At 59.5% G+C, this 20865-nt stretch carries 20 protein-coding genes; 14 read left to right on the top strand and 6 right to left on the bottom strand.

The genetic code is table 11. The features are described 5' to 3' along the window. Window positions 1–85: 85 nt before the first annotated feature. The gene (locus ACLQ8T_RS01705) at window positions 86–1270 is read right to left on the bottom strand and encodes a sensor histidine kinase (protein ID WP_413455495.1); all 1185 of its coding nucleotides are present in this window, start codon (window positions 1268–1270) and stop codon (window positions 86–88) included. 312 nt (window positions 1271–1582) lie between these two features. Between ACLQ8T_RS01705 and ACLQ8T_RS01700 the strand changes: the two genes are divergently transcribed. The 7 genes from ACLQ8T_RS01700 (at window position 1583) to ACLQ8T_RS01670 (ending at window position 8166) form a co-directional block, all read left to right on the top strand. After that, window positions 1583–2257 carry a response regulator gene (locus tag ACLQ8T_RS01700; protein WP_204720226.1) on the top strand — a complete coding sequence of 225 codons (675 nt, stop codon included), beginning with the start codon at window positions 1583–1585 and terminating at the stop codon, window positions 2255–2257. A gap of 129 nt (window positions 2258–2386) precedes the next feature. Beyond that, the gene (locus tag ACLQ8T_RS01695) at window positions 2387–4945 is read left to right on the top strand and encodes an ATP-dependent Clp protease ATP-binding subunit (RefSeq protein WP_413455494.1); all 2559 of its coding nucleotides are present in this window, start codon (window positions 2387–2389) and stop codon (window positions 4943–4945) included. A gap of 164 nt (window positions 4946–5109) precedes the next feature. Further along, window positions 5110–5451 carry a VOC family protein gene (locus ACLQ8T_RS01690; RefSeq protein WP_052253912.1) on the top strand — a complete coding sequence of 114 codons (342 nt, stop codon included), beginning with the start codon at window positions 5110–5112 and terminating at the stop codon, window positions 5449–5451. Window positions 5452–5455: 4 nt separating this feature from the next. After that, window positions 5456–6043 carry a hypothetical protein gene (locus ACLQ8T_RS01685; RefSeq protein ID WP_413455493.1) on the top strand — a complete coding sequence of 196 codons (588 nt, stop codon included), beginning with the start codon at window positions 5456–5458 and terminating at the stop codon, window positions 6041–6043. Between the two features lie 9 nt (window positions 6044–6052). Beyond that, window positions 6053–6469 carry a GNAT family N-acetyltransferase gene (locus ACLQ8T_RS01680; RefSeq protein ID WP_413455492.1) on the top strand — a complete coding sequence of 139 codons (417 nt, stop codon included), beginning with the start codon at window positions 6053–6055 and terminating at the stop codon, window positions 6467–6469. 63 nt (window positions 6470–6532) lie between these two features. Further along, window positions 6533–7447: a hypothetical protein gene (locus ACLQ8T_RS01675; protein WP_413455491.1), complete on the top strand. Its 915-nt coding sequence runs from the start codon at window positions 6533–6535 to the stop codon at window positions 7445–7447. 56 nt (window positions 7448–7503) lie between these two features. Beyond that, the gene (locus tag ACLQ8T_RS01670) at window positions 7504–8166 is read left to right on the top strand and encodes an alpha/beta family hydrolase (protein ID WP_413455490.1); all 663 of its coding nucleotides are present in this window, start codon (window positions 7504–7506) and stop codon (window positions 8164–8166) included. A gap of 10 nt (window positions 8167–8176) precedes the next feature. Here the strand turns inward: ACLQ8T_RS01670 and ACLQ8T_RS01665 are convergent, their stop codons facing one another. Then, on the bottom strand, window positions 8177–9640 hold the full coding sequence (locus tag ACLQ8T_RS01665; protein ID WP_413455489.1) for a helix-turn-helix domain-containing protein: 1464 nt from the start codon (window positions 9638–9640) through the stop codon (window positions 8177–8179). A 236-nt stretch (window positions 9641–9876) separates the two neighbouring features. Here ACLQ8T_RS01665 and ACLQ8T_RS01660 point away from each other — a divergent pair, with 236 nt between their 5' ends. From ACLQ8T_RS01660 to ACLQ8T_RS01640, 5 genes are all read left to right on the top strand, one after another. Further along, window positions 9877–10497: an AAA family ATPase gene (locus ACLQ8T_RS01660; protein ID WP_204720217.1), complete on the top strand. Its 621-nt coding sequence runs from the start codon at window positions 9877–9879 to the stop codon at window positions 10495–10497. Window positions 10498–10506: 9 nt separating this feature from the next. Continuing rightward, window positions 10507–11109 (top strand): HutD family protein, encoded by a 603-nt coding sequence (locus ACLQ8T_RS01655; protein WP_413455488.1) that lies wholly within the window; start codon window positions 10507–10509, stop codon window positions 11107–11109. A gap of 530 nt (window positions 11110–11639) precedes the next feature. Next, window positions 11640–12953 carry an isocitrate lyase gene (gene aceA / locus ACLQ8T_RS01650; protein WP_413455487.1) on the top strand — a complete coding sequence of 438 codons (1314 nt, stop codon included), beginning with the start codon at window positions 11640–11642 and terminating at the stop codon, window positions 12951–12953. Between the two features lie 80 nt (window positions 12954–13033). After that, a complete protein-coding gene (gene aceB, locus ACLQ8T_RS01645; RefSeq protein WP_413455486.1) occupies window positions 13034–14671 on the top strand; it encodes a malate synthase A in 1638 nt (545 codons plus the stop codon). A 133-nt stretch (window positions 14672–14804) separates the two neighbouring features. Then, window positions 14805–15869 carry an alpha/beta hydrolase gene (locus ACLQ8T_RS01640; protein WP_204720213.1) on the top strand — a complete coding sequence of 355 codons (1065 nt, stop codon included), beginning with the start codon at window positions 14805–14807 and terminating at the stop codon, window positions 15867–15869. A 6-nt stretch (window positions 15870–15875) separates the two neighbouring features. Here ACLQ8T_RS01640 and ACLQ8T_RS01635 read toward each other — a convergent pair whose 3' ends face one another. Then, entirely contained in the window at window positions 15876–16442 is a 567-nt protein-coding gene (locus ACLQ8T_RS01635) for a histidine phosphatase family protein (RefSeq protein WP_413455485.1), read from the bottom strand. 186 nt (window positions 16443–16628) lie between these two features. On the opposite strand from ACLQ8T_RS01635, the gene ACLQ8T_RS01630 reads away from it, so the two are divergent. Further along, entirely contained in the window at window positions 16629–18035 is a 1407-nt protein-coding gene (locus tag ACLQ8T_RS01630; RefSeq protein ID WP_413455484.1) for an amino acid permease, read from the top strand. A gap of 62 nt (window positions 18036–18097) precedes the next feature. On the opposite strand, the gene ACLQ8T_RS01625 is transcribed toward ACLQ8T_RS01630, so the two are convergent. Continuing rightward, window positions 18098–18820, bottom strand: coding sequence for a YoaK family protein (locus tag ACLQ8T_RS01625; RefSeq protein ID WP_413455483.1), 723 nt, complete (start codon window positions 18818–18820; stop codon window positions 18098–18100). Between the two features lie 123 nt (window positions 18821–18943). Between ACLQ8T_RS01625 and ACLQ8T_RS01620 the strand changes: the two genes are divergently transcribed. Continuing rightward, window positions 18944–19633, top strand: a complete 690-nt coding sequence (locus ACLQ8T_RS01620; protein WP_413455482.1) for a DsbA family protein — start codon at window positions 18944–18946, stop codon at window positions 19631–19633. A gap of 4 nt (window positions 19634–19637) precedes the next feature. Here the strand turns inward: ACLQ8T_RS01620 and ACLQ8T_RS01615 are convergent, their stop codons facing one another. Both ACLQ8T_RS01615 and ACLQ8T_RS01610 read right to left on the bottom strand, forming a co-directional pair. After that, a complete protein-coding gene (locus tag ACLQ8T_RS01615; RefSeq protein WP_413455481.1) occupies window positions 19638–20261 on the bottom strand; it encodes a LytR C-terminal domain-containing protein in 624 nt (207 codons plus the stop codon). Between the two features lie 78 nt (window positions 20262–20339). Then, on the bottom strand, window positions 20340–20642 hold the full coding sequence (locus tag ACLQ8T_RS01610; protein ID WP_413455480.1) for a type II toxin-antitoxin system VapB family antitoxin: 303 nt from the start codon (window positions 20640–20642) through the stop codon (window positions 20340–20342). Window positions 20643–20865 lie beyond the last annotated feature (223 nt).

The raw sequence follows: 20865 nt of genomic DNA, 5'->3' as shown, positions 1-20865 counted from the left end.
CTCGGTGATCGGTCTTCACCGATACATGTCTAACTTATCGCGTCCTGCAAAATTCCGAAATCATACTTTAGTAGGAGGGCAGGAGTCAGAATGGGATACTTGCGCGCAGCGCCCAAACGCCATTGTCGGAACTGGTTGCAAACTTTCCACCGAATGCCCGCATCCTGTCACCCATGCCAATCAGCCCTGTCCCGCCCTCCGGCAGCCCAGTCGACTTTTTGCCTGAATTCTCCATCTGATTAGTAATTTCCAGAACAGCTTCAGCTCCGACGACCGTGAGGTTGAAAGTGCACTTCGCGCCTAAAGCCCCGTGCTTTATCACATTCGTTGTACCTTCTTGCATGACCCGATAAATCGCAGCCTGGGCAGAACGAGGCAATTCGGAAATTTTCTCATCCGTGGTGGAGCTCACCTTGAATTTTGCATCCTTTAGCCTTTGGACAAAAAGTTCTACACCCTGAAGCGCATAAACAGTTGTAGCAGCCGGCTTGTCATTGCTGCGTGACAATGGATCAGCCATGGTTCCGTCAGCCCTCAGGACATTGAGCATTAGGCGCAGGTCATGCAAGGTTTCAGTACTCAGCTTGGCGATGATATCGAGCGCTTCGAGAGCCTTCTGCCCATCGTTGGCGAATTTCGCAGCTTTCGACTGCATGGCCACTACCGTAATGTCATGCGCGACAATGTCGTGCAGGTCGCGTGCGATATTCTTTCGCTCCCGGTCGACAGCAAGACGAGTCTGCTCTTCGACGGTTTGCATTTGCTGTTGCGCAACGGCATTCTTCTCTCGCAGCAAGTAGATGCTTCGCGTCACGACATAGGCCATGGCTGCCAAGGGCACAATCGCGATCAGAAGCACAGCGTCGTTATGCGCTTGGAAGGCGAATTGCACGGCCCACGCCAGGCAGAGGGTCAAGTAGGCGGCGCGGATGCTGCGCGCCGAAGCAGTGGCCGCCAATGCTGAAAACGCCATGAAGGACACGATGGCCCAGAAGAACATCACGCCATCAGCCAGGAAGAAGAATGCCACGGCAACGAACAGGCCCAGAGAGGCAGCGGTCCAGCGCAGTCCTAGGAAGAGGATGACGCAGAGCCCAAGGCCCACCAGGGTGCCTCGAACGGAACGGTCCGTCGAATCTGCCAGGCCATCTTGCAGTAGGGTGATGACCTCGCTGCTGGACACGGCCAGCAGCACTACGATCCCTACCCAGACAATGACACCCCGGCCAGCGAAAAGCCTGGCCAGGGTGCCTTTGAGTCGTTCATTCATATGCCGAATGATTCACGGCGATGTCAGTCAAGTCAAATGGCGATGCCTTAGGGGCAGGCCACTCCATAGTTCCGGCAGAACCAATCAGCAAAATCCGTGCCCCAACCAGCAGGCGTGGCAACCGAACCGCCGTTAATGGCCGATGCCGGAGCAGCGGAGGCCGGAGCAGCAACCACTGCTACAGGCGACAGTGCCAATGCGGCGATTGCCAGCATTTTAAGACCTTTCATAACAAACTCCCATCACGTCTGCTTATATACTTTCAGGTGAGCAGGACGTTGCAGGGACTTCGCCATCGATCAAAGGAATCAAATGGAAAAGATCAAGGTTCTTATCGTCGATGATGAACCCCTTATTCGTCATGCGTTGGGCACAATCCTAGCAACAGATAGCGGAATTGTAACGGTTAATTCTGTTGAAAATGGGCGGGCCGCCGTTGAGTATTGCAAGGACCATCAAATAGACGTTGTGCTCATGGATTTGCAGATGCCAATTATGGATGGAGTTAGTGCTACTAAAGCCATCAAATCCGTTGAAGACAGCCCATCAGTGCTTGCTATTACAGCCTTTTCTTCGGATGAGTATCTGGTTCCTGTTCTGACCGCTGGGGCCAGTGGGTACTTGGTCAAGGATTCTGAACCGGATGAAATTATCCGCGCGGTTCATGCCGTTCATCAAGGAACGGCAGCCATTTCCCCGTCGGTTTCTTCCGATCTCGTTTCTGCCGTTCGCGAGGCTTACCGCGACAATTCCCAGGACATTCAAGACCTTGCTTACGACCTGGGAATCACCAATCGGGAATTCGAAATTTTAAAGCTCTTGGCCCGAGGGCTAAACAACACCGAGATTTCAAGAACTCTGGCTATTTCCGAGACAACAGTTAAAACCCACATGGCCAAGATTTTCGTTAAGCTGGATGTTCGCGACAGGGTCCAGGCATTGGTTGCCGCCGCCCGCATGGGTCTCATCGAAATCCCGAAGGACTAGCCGCTGGCTGCCTGCTATTTGTGTGAGGTCAACGACTTTGGCACCTCGCCCGCTTGGTCCGGGAATATTTGCGCGCCGTATGCGTTGAACATGAGCATAGACCGCTCAAGTTTCTATTAGGAGGCTCACTTGCCAGCATTCTTCGGCGCACCGTCAGATGGCTCGTTTGAGGAATTCCTCTCTCGGTTCCTGTCGTCGCGAGCTCAAGCTGCGCGCCCCATCGACATCACGCGACTGCTCTCTGCCCGTACCCACGAAGCGGTAGCCACCGCGGCAGCGATTTCCCAAGAGCACGGCCATGACGAGATCGATTCGCTGCATCTGCTGATGGCTCTGCTGCGCACCGAACCAGTTGGCGAGCACCTGACCGCCATGGGAATCGACATCGAGGCTTTGAGTGCCGACGCCATCGCACGCATGCCCAAGGCACAGGAGCGGGACGAGAAGCCGTCCCGCCTCTCGTCGGCAGCCCAGCGCAGCCTCTTTGACGCCTATCAGGTTGCCCGCAACTACGGCTCGACCTACATCGACCCGGATCACCTTTTCCTGGCCTTCGTCTTCAATCCGGAATCGCCGGTCAGCCAGCTCTTGGCCCAGCATGGCGTCACCGGACAGTCGCTGCAGCAAGCTGCCATGGAGCAGGCCCAGCGGGGCAGCAATGATGCCCAGAACCAGAACGATGCCGAGTCCGACGTGTCCATGCTCGAACGCTACGGAACCGATCTGACCTTGCTGGCAGCAGACGGCCAGATCGATCCGGTGATCGGCCGCAAAGAGGAACTGGACCAGGTAATCGAGATCCTGGCCCGCCGCACTAAGAACAACCCAGTGCTGATCGGCGAGGCCGGCGTGGGCAAGACCGCCATTGCCGAAGGCCTGGCCCGAGCCATCATCGACGACGAGGTTCCAGCGCAGCTGCGCAATGCGGCCCTGATCTCGGTGGACCTTCCGGGCATGCTCGCCGGCACCCGCTACCGCGGCGATTTCGAACAGCGACTGACCGGCCTGCTCGACGAAGTAGCCGCTGCCGAAGGCCAGGTGCTGCTGTTCATCGATGAGATGCACCTGCTGGTCGGTGCTGGTTCCGGCGAGTCCGGAAACATGGATGCCGCGAATATCCTCAAGCCGCGCCTGGCGCGCGGCGAGTTGCACATGATCGGCGCCACCACGCTGGATGAGTTCCGCAAGGTGGAGAAGGACAGCGCGCTGGCACGGCGCTTCGGCAAGGTCACTGTCGCCGAGCCCTCGGAGGAAACCGCGTTGGCCATCTTGGAAGGGCTGCGCGAATCCTACGAGGAGCACCACCAGGTGCAGTACACCCCCGAAGCGCTCAAGGCCGCAGTGACGCTCTCTGCCCGCTACCTGAGCGACCGGCAGCTTCCGGACAAGGCTATCGACCTGATCGACATCGCCGGCGCCCGCCGCTCCATCGCCGCTGGAGATGCCGAGGACGTTCAGTCCTTGCGCGCCGAATTGGTGGATGCCGAACGCGAGAAGTCGCGCGCCATCGGCGAGGAGCGTTTCGAGGAAGCTGGCGCATGGCGCGACCACATCGCGGAAATGACCGCGCGGATCAAGGCCGCCGAGGAATCCGGCGATGCCGAAGTGACCCGTGTGGTGGACGAAATGCAGATTTCGCAAGTGATCTCCCGCTCCACCGGCATTCCCACCTCGCGCATCTCGGGCGACGACAAGGCGCGGCTGGCATCGCTGGAAGATTCGCTGCATGCCTCGGTCATCGGCCAGCACGATGCCGTTGCCGCTGTGGCACGCGCCGTACGCCGAAACCGCACCGGCATGTCCCCGGCCGGCCGGCCGATCGGCTCGTTCCTGTTCCTGGGCCCAACCGGCGTTGGCAAGACCGAACTGGCCAAGGCCCTGGCCGCAAACCTGTTCGGCTCGGCTGATTCGCTGGTGCGCATCGACATGAGCGAATACGGGGAGAAGCACACCGTGGCACGCCTGATCGGTGCGCCTCCGGGCTACGTTGGCCACGACGAGCCCGGCCAGCTCACCGAGAAGATCCGCCGCAACCCGTACTCGGTCGTCCTGCTCGATGAAATCGAGAAGGCCCACCCGGACGTGTTCAATGTGCTGCTGCAGGTGCTCGATGACGGCCGGTTGACCGATTCGGCCGGCCGCACCGTCGATTTCTCCAACACGCTGATCCTCATGACCAGCAACCTCGGCGGAGAGTACCTGGCCAACAAGGCAGGGAACTTCGGCTTCACTTCTGCGAATGCGGCCAGCGAAAACGGCGAGATCCGCGCCAAGGTCATGGGCAAGGTCCGCGAGTTCATGCGTCCGGAGTTCCTGAACCGCCTGGACGAGGTGCTGCTGTTCTCCAAGCTCTCGCCATCGGAAATCGGCCAGATCGTCAAGCTGGTCATCGCTGAGACCGAGGCGCGGCTGGCAGAGCAGGAGCTGAAGCTGGAGGTGAGCGACGCTGCCGTGCAGTGGCTGGCTGGCGAAGGCTACGATCCCGAGTTTGGCGCCCGCCCGCTGCGCCGGCTGGTGCAGCGCAAGGTACAAGATGCCATTGCGGACCTGCTGATCAGCGATGCGCTTGCCGCTGGCGATACTGTGTCGGTGGACTATGTCGCGGACAAGCTGAAGGTGCAGAAGAAAGTCGACCTGCCGACGCCACCTGCCCACAGCGAGCATGCGCCAAGCTACTTCGATAGCTGAGTCGGCGTCGCCAGTTCAGGCGCTGGTTTGGCTGGGACTGGAATCCCAGCCAAACCAGCGCCTTTTGCTTTTCCGCATTTGGCCTCGTCGACCCGCGGATTGCAGGCGGCCTCTAGCTAAGCGGAGAGACTGGCGGTACCTTTGTCAGCATGGCGAACATTGGAATGATTACCCTCGATGCCCTTGATGAACGGTCAGCGTCTGCCTGGTGGAGGGCGGTCTTGGGCGGGCAATATCTGGGCCAGTACCCGGGATTCACGATGATCAGCGTCCCTGGCTTCAGCGCGCGACTGGGGTTCCAGAAAGTCGATGAGGTAACCGCAGGCAAGAATCGCGTCCATCTGGATTTGGAAGCCGGCTCGAGCCGTGAACAGGAAGTCGCCCGTTTCGTTGCCGCCGGCGCAACCCGCGTTGAGGACCACACCGACGATCCCTCTTTCGGCTGGACCATACTGCGTGATCCCTACGGCATCGTCTTTTGCGTTTCAGACCCGCACGAGGATTGACGCCATGTCGCTGTTCGCCAGAAAAACATCAGAAGCCTCAACGCACCGGGTGCACAGCCATTTTGCCCAGCCAATGTTCGAACGGCTGCGCAAAGACCATGAGGCGGGCCTGATCGATACGCTGCTGCCCGCATGCAATTCTTCCTGGTCCATCACCAACGCCAAGTCCACGCTGGACGCTGCCGAAGAACCGATCTCCAGCGACATTGAACTCGAAGTGACCACTTCCGATCCGAAGAAGGTGTTTGCCAAGATGCTCTCTTCGCTCACCGAGAGCGGGCTGGGGCGGGGATCCTGGTTCGTCATCGATGACCAGTGCACCGACGTAGGCGACAGCGAGTACGTTTTGCTGAGAACCAGGCTCGCAGACGAATCGGATGCGCATCTGGAGCCAACCGTCAGGGCCCTGCAGCATGCCTTGGGCCACGGCAGCATCGGTTGGCACGAGGATGTCTACTACCGTCACGATGGCCCGGTATTCGTCTATAACGGCAACTCCGCCCAGGCCATTATCCATACATTGGAAGCAGAACTGGTCAAGCATCCGTTGCTTAGCAAGGCCGAAATCGTTCCGGTTTCCCCTCAGCAGTAAAAGGACTCGATGGAACTCTCTACCACCAAGGTGCCTTCCGGAGAAGAAGTGCTCTCGCTCTACAACTCGGTCGGCTGGAGCGCTTACACAGACCAGCCAGAGGTGCTTTTCGAAGGCCTGAAGAATTCAGCCTGCGCGATCTATGCCTACGATGACGAACACCAGCTCGTCGGTCTTGTGCGTGTGGTCTCCGATAACGCCACCATCTGCTATGTCCAGGACATCCTGGTGCGCCCGTCTGCGCATCGCTCCGGCGTAGGCCGCGCTTTGTTCTCCGCCGTTCAAGCGAAGTATGAGCATGTTCGCCAGCTGGTCCTGATCACCGATGACAAACCCGGGCAACGGGCTTTCTACGAATCCATGGGACTCACCGAGGGGTCGGACTTCCGTCCCGGCGTCATCCGGCTCTTCGCCAAATTCTCTTAACAGATCGCTCCTCGTGGCCTGGCCTATATAGACTGGCCGTTCATCACTTGTGTGGAGTTATTCATGCGCGCCAGGTCGGTGATTGCCCTATCATCGTTGGCTTTGCTTGCAGCAGGGTGCAGCGCCGCTCCTGAGCAAGCAGCGCCCGCTGATTCGACGGTATCTGCGGTCGCTGAATCCAGTCCAGCTGCGAAACCCACGGCAGCATTTAGTGAAACTGCTGAATCTGCTGAAACCAGTCCTGCTACCGTCGCTGAAGCCGACGCCAACGTTAATTCAGGACAAGCCTGGGCAGATTCCAAGATTGAGATGTGGAAAGAAAACTCCGGTATCAAGTCCACAAAAGGGTTTTTGTATCCCTACAATCTAATGGCTTCTTGGGAGTCTCCATCCCCCGGCGTCATCAATATCTTCTTGGACAACAGCATGGAATTTGGCACTCAAATGCCGCAAAGCTACGAAACCAATGAGGATGAGTTGCGCACAATGGGACTCATCATGTTCGAGAGCGTCGGCGAGGCTTCGCCAGAGCTCGAGTCCGTCACTTTCGCGACAGAGAATGGCAAGCATTCCGGAACTTACACGCGTGCACGAACCGGGGCTGATCCCAAGGATCGAAAAGCATGGGCCGAGGAAAAGTATGTGCAGTGGCTCGACTCCATGAATGATACGTACGAATCCTTCTGCCACAGCGAAATCACCGAACTCGAGGGGTATCGCAATTGCTTGCCAACCGATCCGCATGGCTACGTTGAGAAGGTAGAGTCTCCTGCTTTCGGTGAACTCGTCGTCACCCTTGAAGACGGTCCATGGATCGATGGTGAATACGACATTCCCGCTTCAGTGTTCGTAGGTTCAAATATGAGTATCAGAATCAACCAAAAGGCCGCTCAAGGCGAGAAGGTCGAGAAACTGACCGTCATCGCCAGAAACGGTGCTGATACTCATACAGAGACGATCTCGAGGGCCATTAATTAGTACCTCTGGTTTCCCGACAATCATCCGCCACCTATCGAGCCGATAGGCTGGAAACCATGACGCAGGAATTTTCCATCCCCTTTGACGAGATCGAGCTCAGTGCCCTCTGGGACCGCGCACAGAATGCGAAAGCTGTTGTGGTGCTCGCTCACGGTTCCGGTGCCGGCAAGGATCACGACTTCATGGCTGGCTTTGCGCTAGCCGTTGCGAATCTCGGTGCCAGCGTCCTGCGTTTCAACTTCCCCTACATGGATGCCGGAAAGAAGTTTCCGGACAAGGCTCCCGTTGCGGTTGCAGTTTGGCACCAAGTCCACCGTTGGGTGGAAGAAGACCTTGCTGAGGGCCTGCCCATCTTCACTGCAGGAAAGTCCTTCGGCGGACGCATCGCCTCGCTTGCAGTTGCCGAGGGCATGCCATCGGCAGGCTTGATCTTCCTGGGTTACCCGTTGCATGCGCCGAAGAAGGAAGAGAAGCTGCGCGATGAGCACCTTTACCCGCTTGAAGTGCCGATGCTCTTCCTCGAAGGCACCCGTGATCCGTTTGCCAACCCCGAAAAGATGGAGAACGTGGTCAGCAAGCTGAACTCGCACAGCGAACTTTCATGGTTCGAAGGTGGCAACCATTCCTTCAAGGTCGCCCGTTCCGGCCGCACTGTCGCCCAGGACGGCGCATGGCTAGCCGAGGCTGCTCTCGACTTCATCGCCAAGCACGCCGCTTAGCCCAGCAGACCTAGTCCACCTGCTTTTCCAGGAATCGATAGACCTCGGTTTCATCCACGCCGGGAAAGGCACCGGTCGGCATGGCCGCCAGCAGGTGCGTATTGGCACGCGTTGCAGGCCACGCATTGCCGAACCATTGGCTGGACAGGTCGGCAGGTGGTCGGCGGCAGCAATTCTCGTCTGGGCAGGTGGACTGGCAGCGTTCCTTGGTATCGCGTCCCCGGAACCACTTCACGTGTTCAAAAGGCACGCCAATGGATAATGAATACAGTCCCGAAGAGTGGCGCTCGGTGCGTGCGGTGCACCAGAAGGTTCCATTGACGGTATCGGTGTACTGCTCGAAGGAGCGGAACTTGTCCATCTGCTCGAACACCACTCGGCTTGTCCAATAGCGGCAGATGGTCTGCCCTTCAATGGCACCGGTGTGGTCGGCCGGGAAATTCACCCGATCATTTTCATAGGCCTTATGCAGAATGCCTGATTCGTGGACTTTCTGGAAGTGACAAGTCATTCCCAGATGCTCGGTGGCAAGGTTGGTGAAGCGGTGGGCCGCGGACTCATAGGACACGGCGAAGGCATCGCGCAGATCCTCGACGGCCAATTCACGATTGTCTTTGGCGCGCCGCAGGTACTCCACCGTGGACTTCTCCGGCATCATCAATGCCGCTGCAAAATAATTGGTCGCCACGCGCTGCGAGAGGAAATCGAAATAATCGGTTGGCGGCTTATGCCCCAATACATGATGCCCTAGCGCCTGCAACAGCACCGAGCGGGGATCATGTTCCGAGCGGTTGGTCTGGGTCAGGTAGATGCGCTTGTTCTTCTGATCAGTCACCGAACGCGTGGAATGCGGAAGATTGCCCACGAAACGCAGGCTGAATCCCAGATGCTCGGCAATATCCGCTGCTCGATGATGCGAGAGCGGGCCTGCATCGTGCCCAACTGCCGCGAGGACCTTGGCGGCTTCCTGCTCAATGTCCTTGTAGTAGTTATTGCGCTGGCGCATCTCATGGCGCAACGCGGTATTGGCCCGCCGCGCTTCCTCAGGGGTAGCGGCCTGCTCATTCAAACGGCGTTCCAATTCATTCTGCAAACCCACCAACGACTCGAGAACATCCATCGGCAGGCGTGCGCCAACGCGCACAGTCGGCAATCCCAAGGAAGCGTACAAGGGGCCGCGCTGGGCACGTTCCAATTCGATCTCCAAGGCAGCGCGTCGCGATGGCGGTTCGGTCCCCAGAAGATCATCGACACCGACTCCCAAAGCGCCTGCCAAGGATTTGAGCAAAGAGAGCTTCGGTTCGCGCTTTCCGTTTTCAATCAACGACAGTTGGCTCGGCGCGGTATCGACCAGGGCCGAAACATCATCCAAGGTCAGTTGCTTGCTTTTGCGCAGAAAACGGATTCTCCGGCCTAGGGCGATGGAGTCGAGTTCCGTATCTTCGCTGCCAGCGTCGTTGCCCGCTGATTTCACTGAGCGATTCCATGTGGTTGCAGTCACATATCAAGATTAGGCCAAGGACCAGGAAATTTACCAGATCTTCCTGCTTTTGACGGTAATTCTTTGACCCATCCTGAGTTCGGCATCAAAACTTTCCAGTTCTTCTTTTATGCCGGGACGAGCTTCTCTCATCAAACACACAGCCGTTCTGCGGAATCATCGTTGCCGCACACACGTTGAAACTTCAAAGACGCTTTCCGAGGAGCAGCATGCACGCAATTTCCACCAGCCCGCTACCCGTCACGAGCCCTGCCCACGACCCACCCCAAACATTGGTCATCGTCGGAACCGATGGCGCAGGCAAGAGCACCAGCATCGACGCCCTGGTGCATCAGTTGCGCAACGAACGCATTCAAGCACGCAAGCTCGCAAACGTCGCCGCCCGAAGCTGGCTGACCAAATTCTCCCGCGCGGCGGGAATCACCTTCCCGACGTTCACCCAGGATTTCCTCGAAACGTCCATCCGCTGCTTCAACGTTGCACGCAACACGTTCATTGCCGCGCATTCCCCCGGGCTCAGTGTGATGGACCGCCACCTTTATTGCCAGCTGGTGCTGCGGCGCCTGCGTGGACATCCTGACGGATTGCTCCTGCCCTGGCTTGCCCGGAAAAGTACCGAGGAGGCGAGAATTGTCCTGCTCGATGTGGATCCCCACCTTGCCTTCAAGCGAATCAATACCCGCGGCACAGATGAAGAAAGCTTGGAGTACCTTGAAGCGAGCCGAGCTGAATACCTCCGCCTGGCGCAACATCACGGCTGGATCATCCTTGATGCCTCGATACCCACACCTCAATTGGTTGAACAGCTTCGCATGATCGCCGGCAAGTAGACTCATCCTATGAGCGAAGCACAGGCATCTCTAGCACCAGGTTCCATCCTCGAATTGGCGCAGAGCACCAAGAAGCAGTGGGAGCTGGGCCAGGTCCGGCTCATTGCCAGCGGCACCTTGGCGCAGGACGGAACTTTGCAGCCCAGCAGCCTGCACGAAGCCACCTGGCAGCTGTCGATTCGTTCCATAGAGAAAGCCGCAAGCTTCACACCGGCGCTTTCGGCTCAAGTATTCACCTTGATCGCCGGCGACTTCGCGCAACTGGAAGTTGATGGGCACCAGCACGGACTAGAACCGCTGCGTCCCCTGAAGTTCGACACCGGCAATCCCGTCGAGACGAGCCAGCCCACCGAGGAATTGCTCATCGTCCACGTGGCTGCCGAACCGGCGCAGGTGCGGGCCACCGTTCGCATTGTGGAACTGTCCAAGAAACGCGAGCAGTACCTCTTTGACGGGCAGCTGGGCATCTTGGTTCAAGGTTCCGCCAAGCTCTTGCTCGGCGACAACGAACAGCAGCTGAATCTGCGCGACACCGTCGTAGGCTCCGATGCCGCTGAACCACGCATCTCTGGCCGCGGTTTCATGGCCGTAGCCTCTTTCGACCAGCCTTAGCCTATTCCGGCGCTCGCCTCCGTTTTCGCAAGATCCGTAGATCTTCGCGCCCCGCCATTCGCAGTTCCGGCCAGCGATGCCCGTGCATAACAGCAATCCCGGTCGTTCACCTGGCAGCGACCGCGACCCGTCCGAAACTCGGACATTTCACGTTTCCTGGCTCGTTTCACGGCGACCCAATGGGCGAGCCAGCACCTGCGGATTACCGGAAATGCCAGCTCAGCGGCGATTCGCGGGCTTCTGCGAAGGTCCGTTTTGAGAGGCCCTTCACCCTTCAGCTGCCCGAGGTTTGAGTTAAATTTCATTCTTCTTCGCAGCCGAATCGGTCACTTTCACTAATTTTCCATGTTTTGGCTCACAAGCACCGCAAGAACACAAAAATTTTCATTTTCGCGAAGAACCGCAAATCTTAATTCAAAAAACCTCTGGTGAACCCCTTGCCCCTGCGGAAAAGTAGTTGTCACGAAGAAGTTCACAAGATCACCTTCCGATCAACATGAACCCGCAGCTTGTGCGAAGGAGCCAAGGCAATGACTACCGAGAACACCAACGAAACCTCGATCGACAACCGCATCGCAGCCATCGAAACCGACTGGGAAAACAACCCCCGCTGGGCCGGCGTCACCCGCGATTACAGCGCCGCAGACGTTGTAAAGCTCCAGGGCCGGGTCCAGGAAGAGCACACCCTGGCCAAGCGCGGATCCGAGAAGCTGTGGAAGCAGCTCACCGAGGAAACCCCTACCGGCGGCTACACCAACGCATTGGGCGCACTGACCGGCAACCAGGCAGTGCAGCAGGTCAAAGCCGGCCTGCGAGCCATCTATCTTTCGGGCTGGCAGGTGGCAGCAGATGCCAACCTCTCGGGCCAGACCTACCCGGACCAGTCGCTGTACCCGGCGAACTCGGTGCCGCAGGTTGTCCGCCGCATCAACAACGCCTTGCAGCGTGCCGACCAGATCGAATTCTCCGAAGGCATCCAGACCGTCGAGGACTGGATGGTCCCGATCGTCGCCGACGCGGAAGCCGGCTTCGGCGGCCCGCTGAACGCCTACGAGCTGATGAAATCCATGATCACCGCCGGCGCCTCGGGCGTCCACTGGGAAGACCAGCTGGCATCCGAAAAGAAGTGCGGCCACCTCGGCGGCAAGGTGCTGATCCCGACCCAGCAGCACATCCGCACCCTGAACGCAGCCCGCCTGGCTGCCGATGTGGCTGGCACCCCTTCGGTGGTCATCGCCCGCACCGACGCCGAAGCGGCAACACTGATCACCTCGGATGTCGACGAGCGCGACCAGAAATTCATCACCGGCGAGCGCACCCCCGAAGGCTTCTACAAGGTCCGCAACGGCATCGAGCCATGCATCGCCCGCGCCAAGGCCTACGCACCGTATTCGGATCTGATCTGGATGGAAACCGGCACCCCTGACCTGGAGCTGGCCCGCAAGTTCGCCGAAGCGGTCAAGAAGGACTTCCCGGACCAGATGCTTTCCTACAACTGCTCGCCATCGTTCAACTGGAAGAAGCACCTGGACGACGCAACCATCGCCAAGTTCCAGCGCGAACTCGGTGCCATGGGCTTCAGCTTCCAGTTCATCACCCTGGCCGGCTTCCACGCATTGAACCACTCGATGTTCGACCTGGCCCAGGGCTACGCGAAGGACGGCATGAGCGCCTATGTCGAGCTGCAGGAACGCGAATTCGCCTCCGAGGCCGCCGGCTACACCGCCACCAAGCACCAGCGCGAAGTCGGCACCGGCTACTTCGATGCAATCTCCACGGCGCTGAATCCCAACGCCTCCACCCTGGCCCTAGTGGGATCCACCGAAGAAGGCCAATTCCATTAGACCCTGATGGGTCGATGGTGCTAGCCGGCAAAGGCGCCGGCTAGCACCAACACCATTTACAAGTTTTTAAGGACGCTGCCATGAACTCCCCCATCACCCTGAACAACATCACCATTACCGCTACCCCCGTTCGCTACCAGGAGCAGATCCTGACCAGCGAAGCCCTGGACTTCCTTTCGGCCCTGCACACCGCATTCGAACCGCGCCGTGCCGAACTGATGCAGCGCCGCCAGGTCAACCGGGCCCGCATTGCCAACGGCCGCGATCCGAAATTCCTGGACGAGACCCGCGCAATCCGCGATGATGAATCATGGCAGGTGGCCCCGATTGCACCGGGGCTGGAAGACCGCCGGGTGGAAATCACCGGCCCGATCGAACGCAAGATGGTCATCAACGCGCTGAACTCCGGCGCCAAGGTCTGGCTGGCCGACATGGAGGACGCATCCTCGCCGACCTGGCAAAACGTCATCAAGAACCAGGTCAACCTGATCCGCGTGCTGGATCAGGAACTGGACTTCACCGCACCTGATGGCCGCGAGTACAAGCTGAACACCTACGACTTGAAGCAGCTCCCGACCATCGTCGTCCGCCCTCGCGGCTGGCACCTGCCGGAGAAGCACCTGCTGGTTGCCGGCACCCCGATGTCCGGTGCGCTGGTGGACTTCGGACTGCACTTCTTCCACAACGCCAAGCGCCTGCTGGCCGCCGGACGCGGTCCGTACTACTACCTGCCGAAGCTGGAGAACCACCTGGAGGCGCGGTTGTGGAACGACGTGTTCAACCTGGCCCAGGACCTGATGGATATCGATCGCGGCACCATCCGTGCCACCGTGCTGATCGAGACCATCACCGCAGCCTTCGAGATGGAGGAAATCCTCTACGAGCTGCGCGAGCACTCCTCGGGGCTGAATGCAGGACGCTGGGACTACATCTTCTCGATCATCAAGAACTTCCGTTCCCGCGGACCGCGCTTCGTCTTCCCGGATCGCGACACCGTCACCATGACCGCACCGTTCATGCGGGCCTACACCGAGCAGCTGGTGCGTGCATGCCACCGCCGCGGCGCTTCGGCCATTGGCGGGATGAGCGCTTTCGTTCCGAACCGCAAGGACGCCTCGATCAACGAGATGGCCTTCGGCAAGGTCCGCGAGGACAAGGCCCGCGAAGCCGCTGACGGCTTCGACGGCTCCTGGGTGGCCCATCCGGACCTGGTGCCGGTGGCCCGCGAGGTGTACGACGAGGTGCTGGGCGAGAACCCCAACCAGTTGCAGCGCACCCGCGAAGATGTGGAGGTGTCGGGTGCTGCCCTGCTGAACGTGGAAAGCGTGACCGGCAAGATCACCGAACGCGGCATCCGCGACAATATCGAGATCGGCATCCGCTACATCGAGTCCTGGCTGCGCGGCAATGGCGCGGTGGCCCTGCGCAACCTGATGGAAGATGCCGCCACCGCGGAGATCTCCCGTTCGCAGCTGTGGCAGTGGATCCACCAGTCGGCAATCACCGACGAGGGCGAGATCATCACCCGCCGCTGGGTGCAGGAACTGACGGAGGAAACCATGGATTCCTTGGAGCGCTTCGAAGGCGACCGTTTCGAGGAAGCCGTGGAGATCTTCGAGGCTTGCGCACTGCGCGACGACTTCCCGACCTTCCTGACCAAGAACGCCTACCTGCGCTACCTGGACGCACCAGCGCGCACCTTGGAAATGGCAGGCTAGGCAACCGCCAGACCTGGCCGGCAAGAAACAGTCGTCCCTGAACACCGGCCGCGGGAAACGGCATTCATCAGTTGGTAGCCACTCCAACTGGTGAATGCCGTTTTTCGTGCGCAAAAGTGGATACGCTTTACCCATGGCCTTCCAGTTCAAGAACCCGGCCGAGGACCTGTGGCAGCCAGACCTGCTTGGCGAGGATTTCTCGCAACGGCCGCTGCCGATGTCCGATGGTTCCACCGCGACTCTGGTCAGGCACCGTCCGCGCAGATCGCTGCGCTGGCCGCCTCCGTTGCGCGGAATCGCGGTGCTCTATGTGCATGGCTGGTCCGACTACTTCTTCCAGTCCGAGCTGGCCAAGTTCCTTTCCGAAGCCGGCGCGGATTTCTACGCCCTGGACCTGCGCCACTATGGGCGGAACCTGCCCGTGGACCGGGCCACGGGCATCGCCGAGCACAGCAGCCCCGGCTTCACCACCGATCTGGAAGAGTACTTCGAGGAGTTCGACGCGGCCCATCGGATCATTTCCAGCGCGCATCCGGGAACCCGCTTCGTGTTGCTCGCTCATTCCACCGGCGGGCTCAGCGCATCGCTGTATGCGGCAGCCAACCCGCAGAAGGTCGATGCGCTGGCGTTGAACAGCCCGTGGCTGGAATTCCAGGCCAGCGAGATCGGGCGCACCGCGTTGGCCCGGATCGTCCAGGCTGCCAGCAACCGGAACCCGCACCGCCTGTTGCCCACCGTGGACCCCGGATTCTACACCCGCACCGTCTCCAGCCAGTTCTCCGGGGAATGGGACTACGACCTGGGCTGGCGTCCAGCCAACGGCTTCAAGCTCACCGCAGGTTTCATTTCTGCGGTCTTCGCAGCGCAAGCCAAGGTGAAGAAGGGCTTGGACCTGCAAATCCCCACGCTGGTGATGCTCTCGGCGGAAGACTACCTGCTGCCCCGCTGGCATGACACCGCTACCCGTGCCGATGTGGCACTGAATGTGCAGGTCGTCGCCCAGCGCAGCATTGACCTGGGCCGGGAACTGCATCTGGTGCGCCTGCCCGGCGCGCTACACGACGTGTTCCTCTCGTCGCCGAAGATCCGCTCCAAGGCCTACATGGCGCTGGGTTCATGGCTGGCGGTGGTCAAGAACCGCCAACGGGATTCGCAGCTGGCCTCCGCAATCCGCCGGATCCTTCCTTCCGGCAGCTAGCATGGCCTAGCCCGCTACCCGGTTGGGCACCTGGTCGTTGACCAGTTCCAGCTGCCAGGACCCGGACTCATTGCCAATGATTGCTACCGAGCCATTGCGGATGGTGTCCAGCTTGTAGCCGGCGAAGTGCGAGAGCGTGTAGCGGATAATGGTGCCGTGGCAGATCACCGCGACGTTCTTGCCAGGGTAGTCGGCGGCAATCTGCTCGATGGCGCGCAATCCGCGTTCGACCACCGAATCCAGCGGCTCGATTCCGCCGCCGTGCTTATCCGGCCAAAGAGCCAGCGCCTCGGTTTCCACCATGCCCTCGCCCTGCGCGTAGTCGCGCTCGATCAGCAAGTCATAGCCCGGGCCCAATTCAAGACCAAGCCCGTCGGCGATGATCTGCGCGGTCTCGCGCGCACGGGACAGCGGCGAGGAGACAATGGCATCCCACTGGCCTGGCTCCAGCACGGAGACGGCCTCGCGGGCCTGGGCGCGCCCGGTGTCGTTCAAGGGGATGTCACTGGAACCCTGCAAGCGGCCTTCGAGATTCCATTGCGTCTGTCCGTGGCGGACGAATCCAAGTTTCATGAGCTCCATTCTTCCACCCTGTCCAGTGGCCCGTGTACTGGCTGGTGGCAAAGCTCACGATAGATCTGAAACACTTAAGTGCGTCAAAAATCCTGGGAACACATAAGATTTTCACGGTTGCGCCCTGCCATTTGCACGGGCTCGCCCCATCGAACGCACCCCTTACAGGATCCGAGCATTACTATCGTGAACGAAATAAAGGCGTCTCTCGCCCGCGGGCTGACTGCCCGCCATATCCGCTTCATGGCCCTCGGCTCAGCTATCGGAACGGGTCTTTTCTACGGCTCCTCTTCTGCCATCCAGGCTGCTGGCCCTGCCGTTCTCTTCGCGTACATGATTGGCGGCGCTGCCGTTTTCATCGTGATGCGCGCCATGGGCGAGATGGCTGTCAAGCATCCGGTGTCCGGATCCTTCGCTCACTACGCTTCGCGCTACCTTGGCCGCTTCGCAGGCTTTGTCACCGGGTGGACCTTCGCCTTCGAGATGGCCATTGTCGCAATTGCTGATGTTACCGCGTTCGGCATCTACATGGGATTCTGGTTCCCGCAGGTCGCGCAGTGGATCTGGGTCCTGGCCATCGTCTTGCTGATCGCCGCGATCAACCTGATGAAGGTGAAGGTCTTCGGCGAAACCGAATTCTGGCTGGCCATCGTCAAGGTGACCGCGATTATCGCGATGATCATTGGCGGCGCGGCGCTGATCATCTTCGGCTTCAATTCTCCTGAGACCGAAACCGCTACCGGCCTCGCCACCCTGATGAGCGCCGGCACCCTGTTCCCCAATGGCTTCGTGGGCCTGCTGCTGTCCTTCTCCGTGGTGATGTTCGCCTTCGGCGGCATTGAAACCATCGGCATCACCGCGGGCGAGGCTGACGATCCGGCCAAGTCGGTTCCGGCTGCCATCAACACCGTACCGTGGCGCATCCTGCTCTTCTACGTAGCTTCGCTGGCAGTGGTCATGATGCTTTTCGACTGGCGCCAGATCGACGGCTCGGCATCTCCATTCGTGCAGATTTTCGACGGACTGGGCATCCCCGCAGCGGCCCACGTGCTCAATGCCGTCGTGATCACCGCGGCCGTCTCGGCGATCAACGCCGATACCTTTGGCGCTGGACGCATGCTCTTCGCCATGTCCGAAATCGGCCACGCCCCGAAGTCCTTCGGCCGAATTTCCCGCAACGGCGTGCCGTGGATGACGGTCGTCATCATGGCTATCGTGCTGCTGGTCGGCGTGGTGCTGAACGCCTTGCTGCCCGAAGCGCTCTTCACCATCATCGCTTCCATCGCAACCTTCGCCACCGTCTGGGTGTGGATCATGATCCTGACCTCGTACCTGTCGATGCGGCGCAAGGAAGCCTCTGCGGGCCGCGGACCGGATGTAGCCCGCGAATATGCTGTGCCAGGCGGCACCATAGCCGCATGGATCGCATTGGTCTTCATGGTCTTCGTCGTTGTGCTCCTGGCTCTGAGCCCGGCTACACGCGTAGCCCTGTACACCGGTATCGCCTGGCTCGTGCTCCTGGCCGTGCTTTTCAAGCTGCTGGTTCGCCCAGCCGCGCCGGTCAAGCAGGACAGCGACTCACTGCTGGGCTAACCACCGAGTAATAAAATATGCTTGGCTTCGCATATAGCGAAGCCAAGCACTTTTTTGTCTTCTTATTCGATCTCGGTCAAGGAACCGTTCCGGGGTTCTGGAGAAGCATCCCGGCCTTTGGAAATGCGTAGCTCCTGGATTAGCGCCAGGCTGGCCCAAGCAAGCATGCCGCCGGCAACGATCCACAAGCTGCCTAGGCCCAGCCGGAGATAGGCCAGGACGCCACCCAGGGAACCCACGGTGATCATCAGCCACAGCAATGCGTAACGTATCCAGAGCAGACGGTAGCCGCCACGATCCGATCCGGTGGCCAACCCGATGATTGCTCCGCCCAACGCCTGGCCGAGCTTGACCAATGTTCCGGTCATATATGTCAGGCCCAAGGCAACCTCGCCCGAACGGGTGTAGGAAACATTGACCACACCCATGGCGGCAGCCAGCAGCAACGCCGTCAGCTGTGGCAGGCTATGACTCGAAACGGCCGCAGCGAGCAGCAGTACCGCACTGAAATACATGGCCACCGGACGGCGCAGCCTCTCCAGCCTGAAGGTCATCAAGGTTGCAAGGATGACGCCTCCAACGAAGCAGCCGACCAGAGACATCGCAAGAGCCCATCCGGCAAAATCCCCTGTCATCAGAGCCACGGAGGAACGTGTGGAGTTGCCTGACATGAAGTACAGGAAGTAGCCGCCGAAGTGCACGAATCCGACACCATCGACGAACCCTGCCATCGCTGTAATCGTCCCGGCGAAAAGGATTCCCCGCCAACGAAGATTCTTTGCCAACTGTCTCGCTTTCTCTCGCCACCGCAGTTATCCCGGTTCCATAGGAGCGTTCTAATTATCTCTCCCCCGGGTCGGCGACCCCGGATGCGGAATGCCCGGGGAGCAAAAGTTGTTACCTCAAGCATGAGCGAAAATACTGCTGCCCCATCCCTGGAAGACAAGCGCATCCGCGTGGATATTTTCTCCGACATTGCCTGCCCATGGTGCTTCATCGGCAAGCGCCGCTTCGAGCGGGGCGTCGAAGCGTTCGAATACTCCCAGAACGTGGATGTCTACTGGCATTCGTACCAGCTGGATCCAAGCCTGCCAGAGAACTATGACGGCAGCGAGGCCGAATACCTCTCCAAGATGAAGGGCTTGGGGCAGGAACAGGTGTCCCAAATGCTTGATCATGTCACCGATCAGGCAGCTGGCGAAGGCCTGGACTACGACTTCGCCAATCTGAAGGTCGCTAATTCCTTCACCGCGCTACGCGTCCTGGAATACGCCAAGCAGCATGGCGCTGGAGGTGAAATGAAGGAATCGCTGCTGTCCGCGCACTTCGAAAAAGGCCTGGACACCGGGGATGAGGAAACCCTTATCCAACTGGCTGGATCGCTAGGCTTGGATACCGCCGAGCTTCGCGCAGATCTGGCTTCCGGCGCCTATGCCGAGGAAGTCAACGCAGATATCGCCCAGGCCCGCGAGCTGGGAATCAGTGGCGTCCCCTTCTTCATCATCGATGGGAAGTACGGCATTTCCGGCGCGCAGCCAGCCGAGGTCTTCGCGAATGCGCTGACCCAGGTCCACTCCGGAAACGTACAGACCCGGTAGCGGGCTATTCAGCGCAGACGAGCTTGCCAGCCGAAGTATCGAGCTTGCGTTCTTTTTCCAGTCCTTCGAACTTCTCCCCCAGTGCCAGATCCACCCGGCTTCCCCACTTCGTCTCGTCGTAGATGAATACGATGCCGGGGATCTGGCGCTGCACAGTGTATGCCTGGGCATAGCCATCAGGTCCGGCAATGACCGCGCCGGCGGTATCAGAGAGCGACTTCCACCCGGAAGTCAGCGAGGAAATCTTGAAGCCGCGCTTTTCCAGCGCCTCTGCGGTGTCGCCGGCAAGCCCCGGAATGCTGGTCGTATTCAGCACGCGTATTTCTACTTCTGCAGGCTTCTGGTACTTGAAATCGATGGCCGGGCAGCTGGGGTTTTCGATTTTTCCCGCGCTTGGCTCCGGGCTTTCGACCGCGGCGGGCTCGGCACCCAGTTTCAGCGTTCCATTGAAAACCAGCATGGCGCAGACCAGTACCGCGATCACCAGCAGGGCCATCACGGAGAAAACAATATTCTGGCGCCTGCGGGCACGCTTCTTTGCCTGTCCATCCGAGCTGAAACTCAATTCCTGCTCGTCGACAATATGCGCACCGTGCCATTGCCCCGGATCATCGCGATCACGCATCATTCCACCTTGCTCTGGTCAGCCTTCGGCAGCCGCTGGCCTGAAGGAAACCTCATCGTCATCCTCGTGGCGCTAGCTTATCTAACTGGCGTCCAGATCCAATACGCGCGCGTGTATTACGGAGCGATGATGAAGCGCCGAACGCAGCGCACGGTGCATCCCGTCTTCCAGATACAACACGCCCCGATAGCGCACCACGTGCGGGAACAGGTCGCCGTAGAAGGTGGAATCCTCGGAGAGCAATGTTTCAAGATCCAGGGTCGCTTTGGTGGTGACCAGCTCGGCCAACTTCACCTGCTGAGGCGGAAGCCCGCTCCAAGCACGCGTCGACGAATAGCCGTGGTCTGGGTATGGCCGACCCTCACCGACCGCTCGAAAAATCACTATTCAAGCATACGGACAAACTCTTGCGAGCCACATATTTACAGATCAGCGAGTGGTTCGAGGTTGCCGGAGACACCGGTTCCGAAGACGGTGCGGGCTGGCCGGGAGTACCCGGGCTCGGCTCGCGAATGCCGGGAATATAATACAAGCGAATGCGTATAATCGGGCACGCAATGGGAAAATGCAAGGATTGTTACGCTGCGGGAAACGTGGGGGAACCGGG

It is taken from the genome of Glutamicibacter sp. FR1 (assembly GCF_047300825.1).
Lineage (GTDB): Bacteria > Actinomycetota > Actinomycetes > Actinomycetales > Micrococcaceae > Glutamicibacter > Glutamicibacter nicotianae.
The sequence above is the reverse complement of the archived record's forward strand: the minus strand, read 5'-3'. Positions and strand labels throughout refer to the sequence as shown.